Annotated in this window: 12 protein-coding genes; 1 reads left to right on the forward strand and 11 read right to left on the reverse strand. The window is 67.5% G+C overall.

Annotated elements, in window-relative coordinates:
- Positions 1–28: 28 nt before the first annotated feature.
- The 11 genes from B8W69_RS00005 to B8W69_RS00055 form a co-directional block, all read right to left on the reverse strand.
- Positions 29–1,579 carry an MCE family protein gene (locus B8W69_RS00005; protein ID WP_085287939.1) on the reverse strand — a complete coding sequence of 517 codons (1,551 nt, stop codon included), beginning with the start codon at positions 1,577–1,579 and terminating at the stop codon, positions 29–31.
- A gap of 3 nt (positions 1,580–1,582) precedes the next feature.
- Positions 1,583–2,776 (reverse strand): virulence factor Mce family protein, encoded by a 1,194-nt coding sequence (locus B8W69_RS00010; protein WP_085287940.1) that lies wholly within the window; start codon positions 2,774–2,776, stop codon positions 1,583–1,585.
- Complete coding sequence (locus tag B8W69_RS00015; RefSeq protein WP_085287941.1) at positions 2,737–4,236, reverse strand: virulence factor Mce family protein; 1,500 nt, start codon at positions 4,234–4,236, stop codon at positions 2,737–2,739. The genes B8W69_RS00010 and B8W69_RS00015 overlap by 40 nt, the downstream gene beginning before the upstream one ends.
- Positions 4,233–5,783, reverse strand: coding sequence for a virulence factor Mce family protein (locus B8W69_RS00020; protein ID WP_085287942.1), 1,551 nt, complete (start codon positions 5,781–5,783; stop codon positions 4,233–4,235). Before B8W69_RS00020 ends, B8W69_RS00015 begins: the two co-directional genes overlap by 4 nt.
- The gene (locus B8W69_RS00025) at positions 5,780–6,811 is read right to left on the reverse strand and encodes an MCE family protein (protein WP_085287943.1); all 1,032 of its coding nucleotides are present in this window, start codon (positions 6,809–6,811) and stop codon (positions 5,780–5,782) included. Before B8W69_RS00025 ends, B8W69_RS00020 begins: the two co-directional genes overlap by 4 nt.
- On the reverse strand, positions 6,808–8,022 hold the full coding sequence (locus B8W69_RS00030; protein ID WP_085287944.1) for an MCE family protein: 1,215 nt from the start codon (positions 8,020–8,022) through the stop codon (positions 6,808–6,810). Before B8W69_RS00030 ends, B8W69_RS00025 begins: the two co-directional genes overlap by 4 nt.
- Before the next feature lie 5 nt (positions 8,023–8,027).
- Positions 8,028–8,897 carry an ABC transporter permease gene (locus tag B8W69_RS00035; RefSeq protein WP_085287945.1) on the reverse strand — a complete coding sequence of 290 codons (870 nt, stop codon included), beginning with the start codon at positions 8,895–8,897 and terminating at the stop codon, positions 8,028–8,030.
- A gap of 1 nt (position 8,898) precedes the next feature.
- The gene (locus tag B8W69_RS00040) at positions 8,899–9,696 is read right to left on the reverse strand and encodes an MlaE family ABC transporter permease (RefSeq protein WP_085287946.1); all 798 of its coding nucleotides are present in this window, start codon (positions 9,694–9,696) and stop codon (positions 8,899–8,901) included.
- Positions 9,693–10,415 (reverse strand): FadR/GntR family transcriptional regulator, encoded by a 723-nt coding sequence (locus B8W69_RS00045; RefSeq protein WP_085287947.1) that lies wholly within the window; start codon positions 10,413–10,415, stop codon positions 9,693–9,695. Before B8W69_RS00045 ends, B8W69_RS00040 begins: the two co-directional genes overlap by 4 nt.
- Positions 10,416–10,499: 84 nt before the next feature.
- A complete protein-coding gene (locus tag B8W69_RS00050) occupies positions 10,500–11,447 on the reverse strand; it encodes a class I SAM-dependent methyltransferase (RefSeq protein WP_085287948.1) in 948 nt (315 codons plus the stop codon).
- A 2-nt stretch (positions 11,448–11,449) separates the two neighbouring features.
- Complete coding sequence (locus B8W69_RS00055; RefSeq protein ID WP_085287949.1) at positions 11,450–12,400, reverse strand: class I SAM-dependent methyltransferase; 951 nt, start codon at positions 12,398–12,400, stop codon at positions 11,450–11,452.
- A 156-nt stretch (positions 12,401–12,556) separates the two neighbouring features.
- Between B8W69_RS00055 and B8W69_RS00060 the strand changes: the two genes are divergently transcribed.
- Entirely contained in the window at positions 12,557–14,932 is a 2,376-nt protein-coding gene (locus B8W69_RS00060) for a lysylphosphatidylglycerol synthase transmembrane domain-containing protein (protein WP_085288301.1), read from the forward strand.
- The last annotated feature ends 2 nt before the right edge of the window (positions 14,933–14,934 follow it).

Raw genomic sequence — 14,934 nt, forward strand, 5'->3', positions numbered from 1 at the left:
TGCTGGGGCCGACGGGCCGCCCGCCGGATCAGCCCGCCGGCCCCAGCATCTTCTTCCAGCCCTCGTCACCGATGTTGGTCGAATTCGCAACCGAATACACCGCACCGTCGGGTCCCACGACCAAGCCGCTGCGCACGTCGTAGAGCGCCGCGGGCGGCGCGCTCGGGGTGTACGTGCACGGGTTCGGCTGCTGTCCATTGCACAACACGGTGCCCGATCCCGGGCGCTGCAGCGGATCGCTGATCGGCGGTGGCGTACCCGGCAACTGGTTGGCGGGCAGCGGGTTGAGGCCGTTGTTGACCGACGGCGCCGGGATCACCAGGCCCGGTTTCACGGGCTGGTCACAACGCGCGCTCGGTGCCGGGCAGGTCAGTATCTGATCAGGGTCGCCGTACCAGGGGTTGGTACCCGCGGGCACGTAGGGTTCGGTGCTGCGGCACTCCCGCGGAGTCGCCGCCCGCTTTCCCGGCGCGTCCACGCACGGGTAATTGCGCGCTCCGCGAATAACATTCGTTGCATCCATCGGGATCTTGCAGTAGGTGCCAGCCGGCAGCGGCGCGGTGCTGGTATCCGCCGGCGCGCGCCACTGCGACGCGGGAAGGAAACCGGTCAGGCACGGCGGTGGCTGGTTGAGTGATATGGCGCCGACCCCGAGCGCGGCCTGGCCCGGCGATTGCGCGGTCACCGACTGGGCGATCGCCCCCGACTGCGGCAGGAACACAAGCGCCTGCTCGACGCCGTTGTGATAGCGCTTGAGCATGTCGATCACGACCTCGAGATTGGCGAGCGTCTGCGGCAACGACTCCCGCACGCCGCCGAAGGTAGCGTTCACCTGCGCGGCCGTCGGCGCCGCGTTGGCCAGGATGCTGCGCAGCGACCGATCCTGCTGCGCGGTCTGGGCGGCCAAGGTGTTCAGGTTGGCGGACCAACGCCCAATCGTGTCAGCGGAATCGGCCTGGCTGTCGATGATGGGCGCCGAACGTCCGATGATGTCGTTGACGTCGCCGATACTGCCCCGGAAGTCGTGTGCGATCGCCTGGGTCGCGTCCACCAGGCGCCGAAGCGACGGCCCCAGCCCGCCCACGGCCTGCGACGCCTCGTAGAGCAGCGAGGCGACCTTGTCTTTGGGCAGCACCGCCAATCCACGGTTGGCGGCATCCAGGGCGGGACCGATCTGGCTGGGCACCGTGCTCTTGTTGATCGTCTGGCCGTCCGCCAGGTATGGCCCGCGGTTGGCGGTAGACACCAGGTCGAGGTACTGCTCGCCCACCGCCGAGACCGAATGCACATTGGCCGACGCGTCGGCCGGTATTTGATAGCCGTCCTCAATGCTCATCGTTGCGCGGGCGCCGCGCTCGGTCGGTTCGACCCGGGTGACCTTGCCGATGCTGATTCCCCGGTAGGTGACGTTGGCCGTTCGATAAAGGCCCCCGGACTGCGGCAGCTGGGCGTACAGGGTGTAACGACCGACACCGACCAGACTCGGTATCCGCAGGTAGTACCAGCCAAGGACCGCCACCGCGGCCACCGCCACCGCCGTCAGCAGCACCAGCTGGGTTTTGATCATGCGGGGCAACATCTTTCATTCACCCCTTTCCACCAGCGGCCCGCCGGGGGCGTCGTTCGGGTTCGGCGTGTAGCGGACATCCGGGATCATGGTGTTCGGATCCCGGCCCCACGACTGCTCGAGCGCGCGCAGTGCGCCCGACAGTCCGGTACCGGTGAGCATCGTGTTGTCGATGGTGGACAGCGTCAGGTCGAGTGCGGCGGAGACGTTGACGTAGTCACCGCGGATTACCTGGTTGACGTCGTCGATGTTGAACGGCGCGGTGAGGCCCAATTTCAGCGCGCCGGCCACGAACGGGGAGGCCGGGACGAGTTGGCCCAACGGTCGTTGCAGCGAGAGCAGGCTCCGGTAGAGATTCGCCCGGGTGTCGGCCAGCGCCCGGTTGGCGGCGCTGCTGAATCGGCCCAGGGATTCGGTGGCGTCGGCGAACAGTTCTCGGGTATCGGCGAAATGCTGGATCAGCGGCGGGATGTCGGTCAGGACCCGGTCCAGCGTGTCCTTACGGTTCGCGAAGATGGTCAGGAGTTCATTGCTCGAGTCGATCGCACCGGTGAGGTCATCGCGTTGGCGGTTCAATTCGGTGATGAAAGTATCCAGCCGCCCGAGGAATTCGCGAATCTGCTCGGCGTGGCCATCGAGGATATTGACGACCTCGGTCTGGATCGCATCGAGGTTCGCGATGCCGCCGCCATTGAGGATCACCGCGACGCTGGCCAGCGTCCGCTCGACGGTGGGATAGGCCGAGGAATCCTTCAGGGGGATGGTGTCGCCGCTCTTCAAGCGTTGCACAGACGGGTTTTTCGGCGCGGCCAGCTCGATGTGCTGGGTGCCCAGCAGGCTGGTCTGGCCGATCTTCGCGGTCGCATTCGCCGGGAGCTGCACACCCGGATCGAGATCCAGCCTCAGCGTGGCGATCCAATTCTTCAGGGTGATGGCCCGCACCGTGCCGACCCATACGTCGGCAACCCTGACCCGGCTGTTGGTGTTCAACGCCAGCGTGTCCGGCATCTGCACGTAGATCGTCATGTGCTCGGCCCCGGTGCCGTGGCCGACCGGCAGCGGCACGTCGGCGATGCCCCGCCAACTGCAGGACGCCAACATCACCGGGGCCAGTAACAAGGCCAGCAGCAACACCAGCCCGCGGCGGGCGGCCCCGACCGCCCGGCGCGTCACTGGCCCGGTCCCAGCCGTGCGGGTCGCGAAAACCATGGCGGGGCAGCCGGATTCGCCTCGTCGTAGGCATTCGGCGGTCCGGAAGAGTTGGCCCCGGGCGGCGGTGGTGGGGCGTCTTGACCCCCCATCAGCTCGGTGAGGGATTCGGGCGTGAGCATGTCGGCGGTGAACGGCTGGACCTGCGTGCCCTGCATCCCGGGCGCGACCACCCACCCCGGCTCGTGGTTGCCATGCGAAAAGGGGGTATCGCGCGAGAAGATCCCCGGGACGGTGGTGTCTTTGTATCCGGGCGGCGGGTGCAGCCGCTCTTCGGAGTACGCCACTTCCTTGGGCAGGGTGGCCGCGGAGTTGAACGGGTTCAGGCCGGCCGGCGGGTAGTTGAATTTGATGGCATCGAGCACTGGGGCCAGATACTGCGCGCACAGTTCGGCCGAATCCTGATAACCCAGCCGGCTGCCGGCCTGGATGGCGCTGCACAGGAAGTGAATGGGGTTGGCGAAGTTGGGAAACACGAACAAGCCCACCAGTGAGCTGTGTGCGGGCTGGTAGAGGTTGTTGAAGTTGCCGGCGAAGGTAGGCAGCACGTGCAAGGCGGTTTCCAGGCCATCTCGCGGCTCGGGTTGCAGAATTGTGGTGGTCACGTCGCCGAGGTTCTCGACATCATGGGTCAGGGCGGACCCATTGTCGTTCAAGAACTTTCGAGCAGCATCGAGGACGTCGTCGAGGTGGGTGATGGTGTCAGCCACCTGGTGATCGGATTTGGCGAACCAGTCGGTGAACTGGGCCAGGTTGTCGTTGAGCGCAACGAACTGTTGCTTGTGCTGATACAGCGCGGTGACGAACTCGGCCAGGCTCTTGGTGATGGCGACGAAGTCGCCTCGGCCCTCGTTGAGGGCGGTCAGCGCCTGCGAAAGGCTGTTCAGGGTGTCGTTGACCTGCTTGCCCTTGCCGGCCAGGTTGTCGGCGGCCGACTCGATGACGTCGCCGAACGGCCCCGCCGGCTGCCGGGCTGTCGGGCCGAGCTGCCGCAGGATCCCGTTGATGGAGTCGCGCAGCTGATCCCACTCGACGGGCACCTGGGTGCGCTCGATCGGGATGACGTCGCCGTCGTGCAGCACCGGACCCCCGGTATACGGCGGTGACAACTGGATGGTGCGCGAGGCCACCAGGCTGGGGTTGAGGATCGATGCGGTAGCCCTCGCGGGGACCCGGTATTTGTTGTTGTAGTGCAACGTGACTCGCATCTTGTCGCCGGCCGGCTCGATCTTGTCGATCGAACCGACCCGCACCCCCATGATCTGGACCCTGTCGCCCGGGTAGAGCGCGAGGGTTTCGGAGAAGTACGCGACGACGGTGGTCGTGGAGAGTTTCCGGTAGAGCTGAATTCCGGCGGCCGCCGCGGTGAAGACGAAGCCCGCCGCCAGCGCCCCGACCACCAACACCCGGGCGGACACCTTGGGCAATCGCAGGTTGCGGATGTCGAAGATGGTGCTCATCGGTCGCTACCCCCTGTCCCATCGGACGTGACGAACGGCGCCGGCAGTTGCGGCCCCGGCCCCGGCGGCGCCGCCGGCGCGGCGGGCAGGACCGGGGCGAAGCTCGACGGGGGCGGGGTCGGACCGGCCGGTCGCAGGTTCTCCGTACGCGCCCCCGGTGGCGCATGCGCCGGGAGCGGCACCGGAGTGCCGGGAACTTCCGGCGGGGCCTCACCCGGACGACCCGCGCTCGGGATACCGGGCGTCGGCGGCGGCCCGTCGGGGTTGGGCTGCGACGCCTCGACGTCGAGCGGGGCCGGGAAACCGCCAGGGACCGGCCCGAAGGGGCCCTGACCGGAAAGCGCGCACGGCAACGGATTTCCGGGCCGCGGCGGGCTGTCGGCGGCCGGCGTGTACGAACACGGCGATCCCGGTGGAACGGCCGGCCCCGGGTGGTCCGGGGTGCCCTCCAGCACCGGCGGCCCCGGCGGCGGCGCGCCATTGGGCAACCGGGTGCCGTTGGGGTCGGGCCAGCGGAACGCCGGCAGTCCGGCGCTGCGCCAGAAGTTTTCCGGGTCGATGCCCCGCTTCTTGAACGCCGCGTCGACCCACGGCTGAAGGACTTGGTAGGGAAGCAGATTCGCCACGATCGCCTTGAAGAACGGTCCGGACGCGACCGCTTCGGTCAGGGACGCGGTGTATCTGCTGACCAGCACGAGCACATCGGACAGCTCCTTCTTGCGCTTGATCAGCTCGTCGCTGACCGTGCCCAACTGTTGCAGCACATGGTGCGCGTTGGGATTCTCCTTGATGAATCCGGATACCTGCGTGGACACCGCGGACACGTTGCTCAGCAGAATGCTCAGCGCCTGGCTGCGCTGCCGGAACGCGGTGAGCAGGGTGTTGGCGTTGACCAGGAGGCCGTCGATCTGTGGGCTTCGGTCGCCCAGTACCCGGGTGATCTTGTCGGCGTTCGTCAGCAGTTGCTTGATCTGGTCGTCGCGATGGCCGATGGTGCCGGAGAATTTGGCCACGCCGTCGAGGGCGGCCTTCAGGTGCGGCGCGGTCTGATCGAACGTTTCCGACAGCACGTTCAGCGACCGCTTGACGGCGTCGATGTTCCAGTCCGTCGCCGCCTTCGTGACATCGACGAACGCGTCGTAGATCTGGTAGGGCGTCGTGGTCTGAGCGGAGGGGATTACCCCGTTGGGCTGCAATGCATCCGAGCCACGTGGCTGGATCGCCATGTTCTTGCGGCCGAGGAAGGTATCGGTGCGGATCGCGGCACGGCTCTGCGTCCCGATCGTCTTGCCGGGCATCGAGAAGCCGACCAGGACCCGGTCGCCGCGGATCACCAGCGAGCTCACCAATCCCACGTTGACCCCGGCGATTTCCACCTTGTCTCCGACGTTGATGCCCCCGGTATCGGTGAATTGCGCGTAGTAGGTCGGCGTGGCGAACAGCATCGGCACGCTGGTGAAGCTCTGTCCCACACCGATGATGAGCAGCGTCACCAGCGTGCCCATCAGACCGACGCGGGTGCGGTTGAACTCCGTCAGCGTTCTCATTGCGGCGTGCACCTCCCGGTCGGCTGGCCGAAAAGCTTGATCGTGCGCACGGGCCCGCCGGGCTGCAGTCCATTGACTTTGATCGAGATGTCGCACAGGTAGAAGTTGTAGAAGTCGCCGTAGATGCCGCCGGCCCGGCCGATGACGCGGAACGCGCCCGGCAGCTTCTCCAGCACGTTGTCCAGGGTCGGCAGGTCGTTGATGAGTGATTGCTGGATGCCCTCGAGGTGTCCGAGGGTGCCGTGTAGCGATGGCCGATCCTCGCTCAGCAGGCCCGCCACCGTTCCGGCCGCGTCGCTGATGTGCGCCGCCGCCGCGGCCAACGGATCGGCCCGGTTCTTCAGGCCGGTGATCAGCAGCTCCAGCTTGTCGACCGTTCGGTCGAACTCCTTCTCATGCTTGACGGTCGTGACGAGCACGGTGTTCAGGTTGTTGATCACCTCGCCGATCGCCTTGTCGCGGTCGGCCAGCGCCGCGGTCAGCGATGCGGTCTGGTCGAGGATGTCGTTGATGGTGGCGCCCTGTCCCTGAAACACCGTGATGATCGACTGGGCGATGCTGTTCACCTTGTTGGGATCCAATGCCTTGAACAGCGGCCGGAATCCGCCGATCAGCGCGTCGAGGTCCAGCGCCGGCTGCGTGCGCTCGAGGGGGATCTCGCCGCCCGGGGGCAGCCGCCGGCCGCTCGCGCCGTGCTTGAGCTCCAGGTAGCGGTCACCGATCAGGTTGAGGTAGCGGATCGACGCGGTCGTCGCCTGATCCAGCGGCAGCGTCCGATCCACGTCGAACTCCACCAACACCCGCGTGTCCCCATCGGTCAACGTCACCTTGGAGACCTTGCCCACCTCGACGCCGGACGCGCGCACGAACTGCCCGGCCCGCAGCCCGCTCGCGTCGGTGAACACCGCGGAGTACCCGGTGGTGCGATCGAATCGCACCTGACCGAACACGACGATGATCATCACGGTGAACAACGCCAGCACGGACCAGAAGACGCCGAGTTTGACTGCGGCACCGGTGATTTTCATGGGTTGATCGTGTTCTCCCCGTACTGGCGGCCCCAGACGAATTCGGTGGCCAGCGGCTGGCCGAGTTCGAGGTGGTTGTAGGGCGCCAGGCTGGCGCCGGTGTCCATGACCAGATACGGCGCGGGCCACAGATCCCGGGTGATCTTCTGCCAGCAGCCCGGCCGCCCGCCGGGGCCGCCGTGCGCGTTCACCCGCGGCAGATTGTCCGGATAAACATAGGGGTTGGGCGCACCGATGATCGATCCGGCCGCCGCCAACGAATAGCCGTTGCCGCCGGCCGCTTTCGCGACTTCCGGGGCGGCGTCGTGGAAATTGCGGATCATGCAGAACAGTTCGGGGCTATAGGTGTCGAGCAGGTCGGCGGTGGGCACCAGGTCCGCGGCCCCCCGCGCCAGGTACTGCCCGCCCTTGGCGAAGATGTCTTCGCCGTTATGGCCGACGCCCACCGCCGCCAACAGCGCGGCGTCCAGGTCGCCCTGTTGGCGGGTCAGGGTGCGTGCGGTGGTCACCGCGTTGCTCAGGAATTCCCACAGGTCGGGTGAAGCCTTGGTGTAAACCCGGGCCAGGTCCGTCAAGCGCCGCAGGTCGTAGCGGATCTGCGGCATTCGCGGATTCAACTGCGCCAGAATCTCGTTGCCGTTGATGATGGACTCGCCGAATTTGCCCCCCAAGCCGTCCAGCGCTTGCGCCAGCGCGGACAACGTCGCGTTGAGCTCGATCGGACTCACCTTCTCGGCTATCGAGGTGACCGTCTCGAACAACGTGTTGAATTCGGTGGTCACCGACCGCGCATCGATCACATCGTGCGGCGAGATCCGCTGTCGCGAAGCGTTTTCCGGCGCGGTCAACGACACGTACTTGTTGCCGAACAGCGTGGCCGCCTCGATGCTGGCCACCACATTGGCCGGAATCAGCTTGATGTAGCGCGGATTCACATCCAACAGGAGCTTGGCCGCCGGAGCGCCGTCACGCTCGATCTCCGAAATGCCGGCCACCCGGCCGATCTCGACCCCGTTGTAGGTGACCTTGGATCCCGGCTCCATCACCAGGCCAGCCCGGGTAGCGACCATCGTCAGCTCGGTCTTGGGCGTGAAGTCCCCGCGAAACTGCAGGTACACCAACATCAAAACCAGTCCGCAGACCAACAGCAGGATGACGCCCTCGACGTACACCCACGCGCGTCGCCCCATCCGCGGCACCGGCGTCGCCATGGCCGTTACACCGTCAAATTGAAGTTCGGGTCGACGCCGTAGAGCGCCAACTGGGCGAGCAGGACCACGACCACCACCGAGACCAGTGAGAAGCGCATCGATCGACCGACCGCCTGGCCCACGCCGACCGGGCCGCCGCTGGCGGTATAGCCGTAATAGCAATGGGTGATCATCACCACCACCGCGATGATGACGACCTCCAGAACCGACCAGCCCACGTCCTCGGGGCGCAGGAAGGTGCGGAAGTAGTGCTCGTAGGTGCCGTTCGACTGGCCGTAGAACACCGTCGTGACGACCTGGCCCGACGTGAAAGCCATGTCGAGGGCCAGGGCGTACAGCGGCACGATCACCCCCAGGCCGCCCAGGATCCGGGTGGAGACCAGGAACGAAATCGATTTGATGCCCATGACTTCCAGCGCGTCGATCTCCTCGCTGATCCGCATGGCGCCCAGCTGGGCGGTTGCGCCGGCACCGACCGTGGCGGCCAGCGTGACCCCGGCGACGATCGGTGCGGCGATGCGTGTGTTGGCCAGTGCGGCAAAGAATCCAGTGAACGCCTCGACGCCGATATTGCCCAGCGACGCGAAGCCCTGGATGGCGATCAGCGATCCGCCGGACAGCGTCACAAACCCGATGATCGCGACCGTGCCGCCGACGACGGCCATCGCGCCGGTGCCCATGCCGATCTCGGCGACGAGCCGCAACGTCTCCCGCCGGTAATGGCGTAGCGCCCACCCGATCTGTCCGACGCTGATCCGGGCGAACCTCGCGAAAATGCCGATCCGCCATAGCCTTCGCGCCGTGCCGCCGCCGTAGCGGTGGAGGTTGGCAGCCGTCCGCGGATAGCGGGCGCGCAGTACTGCCCCGGTCGCCATGTCAGCGGCCTGTCCCGAACCGCACGCCGATCGTGGTCAGCACCACGTTGACGGCGAACAGCGCGATCACGCACAACACCAGCGTCTCGTTGACGGCGGTGCCGACGCCCTTGGGGCCGCCCTTCGTGGTCAGCCCGCGATAGCAGCCGACCAGCCCGGCGATCGTTCCGAAGATGGCCGACTTGACCACCGAGATGACCACCTCGGGCAGGCCGGTGATCAAGGTGAGGGTGCCGACGTAGGCTCCCGCCGAAATGTGTTGGATGAAAACGCCGAACACGAATCCGCCGACCAGGCCGATGGTGATCACCGCGCCGTTGAGCAGGGTGGCGACGATGGTCGCGGCGACGACGCGGGGCACCACCAGCCGGTGGATCGGGTCGATGCCGAGCACCTCCAGCGCATCGATCTCCTCGCGGATGGTGCGCGCGCCCAGGTCGGCACAGATGGCCGTGGATCCGGCACCGGCGATCACCAGCACGGTGGTCAGCGGGCCCAGCTGCGTCACCGCGCCCAAAGCCGCACCGGCGCCGGAGATGTCGGCGGCGCCGAACTCCGCCAGCAGGATGTTGAGGGTGAAGATGATCAGCACGGTGAGCGGAATCGCGACCGCGAGGGTGGGCAGCAGCGAGACGCTGGTGATGAACCAGCCCTGCTCGATCGTCTCCCGCCACTGAAAGGGCCCCCGGAACAACGCCTTGCCGGTCAGCACGCAGGTCCGGAAGAAGCCGCCGACCGCGTCGATCCCGGGCTGGATCTGACCGCGAAGGTACGTGGCGATCACGGTGTGGGTGCTCATCGCCGCGCCCCCCGTCGTTCGAGCGCGGCGATCATCGTGGAGTTGGCGAGTTCGAGGACGTCTCGGGCGGCTTTGCCCGCTTCGGCCGCATCTCCGGCGCAGATGGCCTCGGCCAGTTTCCGGTACGCGTCCGTGTGGTTGACCTCGGCGTTCATCGCGGTGGCCAGGGCGGTCAGCGCCCGCTCGTACGCCGCGCGGAAAGGGTTGTACATCAACCGGAAGACGATCGACCCGGAGCTGTCCACCATGTGGTCCCAGAACGCGAGCGTGTCACGATGCCACTCGGGCGGGCTATCCGAGGCCTCCAGTCGGCGCAGCGAATCTTGGAGCTGCGCAGCCAGTTCGGGGCCGTGGTGTTCGGCCGCCAATTCCGCGACCTTCGGACCGATACGCAACCGGGTCTCGAGGATGCTGCGGAAAACGCTCGCGTCGAGGTCGCCCTGGCGAAACAACAACTGGGGCAGCAGATCAAGGCCGGCGTGCCGGCGGAAATCCCGCACGGTCGTGACGCCGCCCTGGCGCACCTCGACCAGGCTGGCCGCCGAGAGACGCTTGAGCGCCTCGCGCACGGCGGGGCGGGACACCCCGAAGACCTCCGCCAGCCTGCGCTCACTGGGCAGCGGCGAGCCCGGCTGTATCTCGCCGCTGAGCACATCGGTCGCGATCTGGTCGAAAACCGCTTCAGGCACCGATCGGCGAATTACCGGCTGCAGCGCCATGCGGCCAGTGTGGCTGGTCAACCGCCAGTCAGGTGGTCAGACCACCGGCGTGTCGGCAAATCTTTCCGAGTATTTGCGGGGCGGCTAATTCGCCGAGCGTTGCGCCGCCACAAACAGATTCCCGGGCACGTAGTCCCGAACTTCCTCGGGCGCGGCACGCCCGTAGCCGGCCATCAGCTCGTCGGCCGGCGTCACCGTCACGTCCCAGCCGTGCCGGCCGAACCACTCGCCGACGTCCTCGCGTTCCTCGAAATACCAGAGCTCGTCGGTCCGGGGCACCTGGCGGTCCGGATCCACACCGGCCATCAGCCCGCGGATCCGGTCCATCCGCTCACGGCGCTTCGCGCGGAACTGCGGGTCGAGGAACGTCGGACCCAGCGCCTCCACGGCGACCCGGCTGCCGGGAACGGTCAGCCCCTGAATGCGATCGAACAGCAGATCCTGTGCGGCGGCGGGCAGATACGGCATCAACCCCTCGGCCGACCAGACGCTGGGCGCGGACACGTCAAAACCCGCCTGCCGCAACGCGGCCGGCCAATCCTGGCGCAGGTCCACCGGCACCGCGACCCGGTTGCAGGCGGGCTGCGCCCCATGCTCGGCCAACGTCGAGGCCTTGAAATCCAGCACCCGGGTCTGGTCGAGCTCGTAGACCGTGATGTCCGCCGGCCAGGGCAGCCGCCAGGATCGCGCGTCCAGGCCAGCCGCCAGGATCACCGCCTGGCGGATGCCCACGCCGACGGCGTCGAGGAAGAACTTGTCGAAAAACGCTGTGCGCGAAGCCATGTAGCCGACCATCGACTGCATCTGCAGCGGCAACGTCGGTTCGGCCTCGATGACCTCGTCCGGCAGCTGGGCCGCCGAGTGCCAGTTCCACACGCCGTCTCCGGCTGCATCGAGGAACACCTGGGCGAATGGGTCTGTGATCAAAGGGTTTTCGTTGCGGGTCTCCGCCGCGCGGGCCGAAGCGACCCCCAACGCGGTCGCCCCCACGCTTTCGGTGATCTCCCAGCTGTCGTTGTCGGTCCTCGCCATCCTCAGTCCCTTCCGGTGCGCTGCGCCGCCACGAACAGCGTCTGCGGCGTGGCATCTTCGATGTCTTGTGGTGGTCTGCGGTCGTAGCCGGCCATCAGCTCCGGCGCCGGGGTGACCGCCACGTCCCAGCCGTGCCGGCCCAGCCAGTCCCCCACGTCTTCACGTTCCTCGAAGTACCAGAGGTCTTGTACGTCGGGAATGTCGCGGTCGGGCTCCAGTTCGGCCATCAGGTCGCGCACCCGCTGCATGGTCTGGCGCTGCCGGTTGCGGGCGCCCTCGTCGAGGAAGTCGGGGCCGGGCGCCTCCACGGCGATCCGGCTGCCCTGCGCGCCGAGCGCCTGTACCCGCTCGAACAACAGTTCCTGGGCGGCCGCCGGCAGAAACGGCAACAGCCCCTCGGCCGACCACACGCTGGGCGCTTCGGCGTCGAATCCGGCCCGCTGCAAGGCGGACGGCCAGTCGTGGCGCAGGTCCACGGGGACGCTGACCAGTTCGCAGGTCGGCTGGGCGCCCTTGTCACGCAGCGTGGACGCCTTGAAGTCCAGCACCCGGGGCTGGTCCAGCTCGTACACCGTGGTGCCGTCCGGCCAGGGCAGCCGCCAAGCCCGCGAGTCCAGCCCCGCCGCCAGGATCACCACCTGCCGCACTCCCGCGCCGGTGGCGTCGAGAAAAAACTGGTCGAAGAAGGCCGTCCGCGCGGCCATGTAGTCGACCATGCCCTGCATCCGCGGCTTGAGGTCCGGATCGATCTCGGCGACCCGGGCGGGCAGGTTGGGGGCCGCGAACCAGTCCCACATGCCTTCCCCGGCGGCCTGCAGGAACACCCGCGCGAACGGGTCGCTGATCAGCGGTTTCTCGCTTTCGGTCTCCGCGGCCCGGGCCGCCGCCACGCCGAGCGCCGTCGCCCCCACGCTCTCGGTGATCTCCCAGCTGTCGTCGTCCGTCCTGGCCACGCCGGTGCCTCCCCAATTCGCTAGCACGCCTACGTACCCGACCCTACGCGCGCCGCATGAGTGGGAGCTGTCAACGGACCGGGTATTGAGTTAACTTGTCGGCGGGCCGTTTAGCAGGTCGAAAGCACGGTGTCAGCGTGAATCCGAAGGATGTACATGCGAGTTGACGGGCGCGACATCGTCGTCTCCGGTAACTTGCTGCAGCCGTTGACCCGGCGGACCAACGACATCCTGCGGCTGATGCTGGCCTTGCTGTTCCTGGCGGTGGTGATCACGGGTTCGGTGATCACCCGCCCGCAATGGATCGCGCTGGAGAAATCCGTTTCGCAGATCGTCGGCGTCTTGTCGCCGACGCAATCCGATGTGGTGTACCTGATCTACGGATTGGCCATCGTGGCCTTGCCGTTCATGATTCTCATCGGCCTGATCGTGGCCGGGCAGTGGAAACTGCTGGGCGCCTATGCCACCGCGGGGTTGAGCGCGATCGTCTTGTTGTCGATCAGCGGCACCGGGCTCGCCGCGCCGCAGTGGCACTTCGACGCGCTCGACCGGCTGACCACGCTGCCGGCGCAGTTGCTCGATGACCCCCGGTGGATCGGGATGCTGGCGGCGGTGCTGACGGTGTCGGGGCCCTGGCTGCCGTCGCGCTGGCGGCACTGGTGGTGGGCGCTGCTGCTGGCCTTCGTCCCCATCCATCTGGTGGTCAGTGCCATCGTCCCGGCGCGGTCGTTGGTCGGTCTGGCGGTCGGGTGGGTGGTCGGCTCGCTGGTGGTGCTCGTGGTCGGCACTCCCGCGCTCGAGGTGCCGCTGGATGCCGCGGTGCGTGCCCTGGCCAAGGGCGGCTTCACCGTCTCGCGGCTCACCGTGGTCCGGCCGGCCGGCCGCGGCCCGCTGATCCTGTCGGCCGACGGTGAACATCTCGGGGATACGGCGCAGATCGAGCTGTACGGCCCGCATCAGCGTAGCGGCGGCGCGCTGCGCCAGCTGTGGGGAAAGCTGCGGCTGCGCGACGCCGAGACCGCACCCCTGGTGACCTCCATGCGGCGGGCCGTGGAGCATCGCGCGTTGATGGCCATCGCCATCGGTAATGCGGGCCTGGCCAACACGGCGACGATCGCCGTCGCCCCGCTGGACCGCGGGTGGATGCTCTACTCGCACCGGCCCCCGCTCGGCACGCCCATCGACGAATGCGCGGAGACGACTCCCGTTGGCCGGCTGTGGGAATCGCTGCGAATCCTTAACGACCGCCAGATCGCCCACGGCGACCTGCGCAGCCACCACATCACGGTGGAGGACGACACCGTGATGTTCGGCGGATTCGGCAGCGCTGAATACGGGGCGACCGACGCCCAGCTTCAATCCGACATCGCCCAGCTGCTGGTCACCGCCTCCGCCCTTTACGAACCGAAGTCGGCGGTGCGCGCGGCGATCGAGGTGTTCGGCAAGGACACCATTCTGAGCGCATCCCGCCGGCTCACGAAAGTCGCTGTGCCACGATTCATTCGGCGGTCCGTTCCCGACGCCGGTGCCGTCATCTCTGGCGCGCGGGCCGAGGTCAAGCGTCAGACCGGGGCCGATCAGATCAAGCCGCAGACCATCACCAGGTTCACCCGCAGCCAGATCGTCCAGCTGGTGCTCTTCGGCGCGCTGGTCTATGTGGCCTACCCGTTCATCAGCACGGCCCCCACGTTCTTCTCCCAGCTGAGGACCGCGAACTGGTGGTGGGCGCTGCTGGGCCTGCTGGTGTCGGCGCTGACCTACGTCGGTGCGGCCGCAGCACTGTGGGCGTGTGCGGACGGCATGGTGAACTTCTGGACACTGTCAATCGCCCAGGTGGCCAACACTTTTGCCGCGACCACCACGCCGGCGGGCGTCGGCGGGCTGGCGCTGAGTACCCGGTTCTTGCAGAAGAGCGGCCTGCCTGCGATGCGGGCGACCGCGGCGGTGGCGCTGCAGCAGTCGGTGCAGGTGATCACGCATCTGGCGCTGCTGGTCTTGTTCAGCGCCGCGGCCGGCGCCTCGATGAACCTGCGGCATTTCGTCCCGAGCGCGACGCTGCTGTACCTGATCGCGGGGATCGCGCTGGGCATCGTCGGCACGTTCCTGTTCGTGCCCACGCTGCGCAAGTGGCTGGCGACCGAGGTGCGCCCCAAGCTGAACGAGGTGGTGACCGATCTAATCAAGCTGGCCCGCGAACCGCGCCGCCTGGCCCTGATCCTGCTGGGTTGTGCGGGCACCACCCTCGGCGCGGCGCTGGCGTTGTGGGCCAGCATCCAAGCCTTCGGCGGCGGAACGACTTTCGTCGCCGTCACGGTGGTCACCATGGTCGGCGGCACGCTGGCGTCCGCGGCGCCCACACCCGGCGGCGTCGGGGCGGTCGAGGCGGCGCTGATCGGTGGGCTGGCCGCGTTCGGCGTGCCGGCGGCCGTAAGCGTGCCGTCGGTCCTGCTGTACCGGATGCTGACCTGCTGGCTACCGGTGTTCGTCGGGTGGCCGGTGATGCGGTGGCTGACCACCCACGAGATGGTCTGAGG

Source organism: Mycolicibacterium vulneris (assembly GCF_002104765.1).
GTDB classification, from domain to species: Bacteria; Actinomycetota; Actinomycetes; order Mycobacteriales; family Mycobacteriaceae; genus Mycobacterium; species Mycobacterium vulneris.

Bases quoted from the DNA above. Each gene is read 5' to 3' on its own strand.
- B8W69_RS00015 (WP_085287941.1), bottom strand. From the start codon at position 4,236: ATGAGCACCATCTTCGACATCCGCAACCTGCGATTGCCCAAGGTGTCC.
- B8W69_RS00060 (WP_085288301.1), top strand. From the start codon at position 12,557: ATGCGAGTTGACGGGCGCGACATCGTCGTCTCCGGTAACTTGCTGCAG.
- B8W69_RS00005 (WP_085287939.1), bottom strand. From the start codon at position 1,579: ATGTTGCCCCGCATGATCAAAACCCAGCTGGTGCTGCTGACGGCGGTG.
- B8W69_RS00050 (WP_085287948.1), bottom strand. From the start codon at position 11,447: ATGGCGAGGACCGACAACGACAGCTGGGAGATCACCGAAAGCGTGGGG.
- B8W69_RS00030 (WP_085287944.1), bottom strand. From the start codon at position 8,022: ATGGCGACGCCGGTGCCGCGGATGGGGCGACGCGCGTGGGTGTACGTC.
- B8W69_RS00020 (WP_085287942.1), bottom strand. From the start codon at position 5,783: ATGAGAACGCTGACGGAGTTCAACCGCACCCGCGTCGGTCTGATGGGC.
- B8W69_RS00040 (WP_085287946.1), bottom strand. From the start codon at position 9,696: ATGAGCACCCACACCGTGATCGCCACGTACCTTCGCGGTCAGATCCAG.
- B8W69_RS00010 (WP_085287940.1), bottom strand. From the start codon at position 2,776: ATGGTTTTCGCGACCCGCACGGCTGGGACCGGGCCAGTGACGCGCCGG.
- B8W69_RS00025 (WP_085287943.1), bottom strand. From the start codon at position 6,811: ATGAAAATCACCGGTGCCGCAGTCAAACTCGGCGTCTTCTGGTCCGTG.
- B8W69_RS00035 (WP_085287945.1), bottom strand. From the start codon at position 8,897: ATGGCGACCGGGGCAGTACTGCGCGCCCGCTATCCGCGGACGGCTGCC.
- B8W69_RS00045 (WP_085287947.1), bottom strand. From the start codon at position 10,415: ATGGCGCTGCAGCCGGTAATTCGCCGATCGGTGCCTGAAGCGGTTTTC.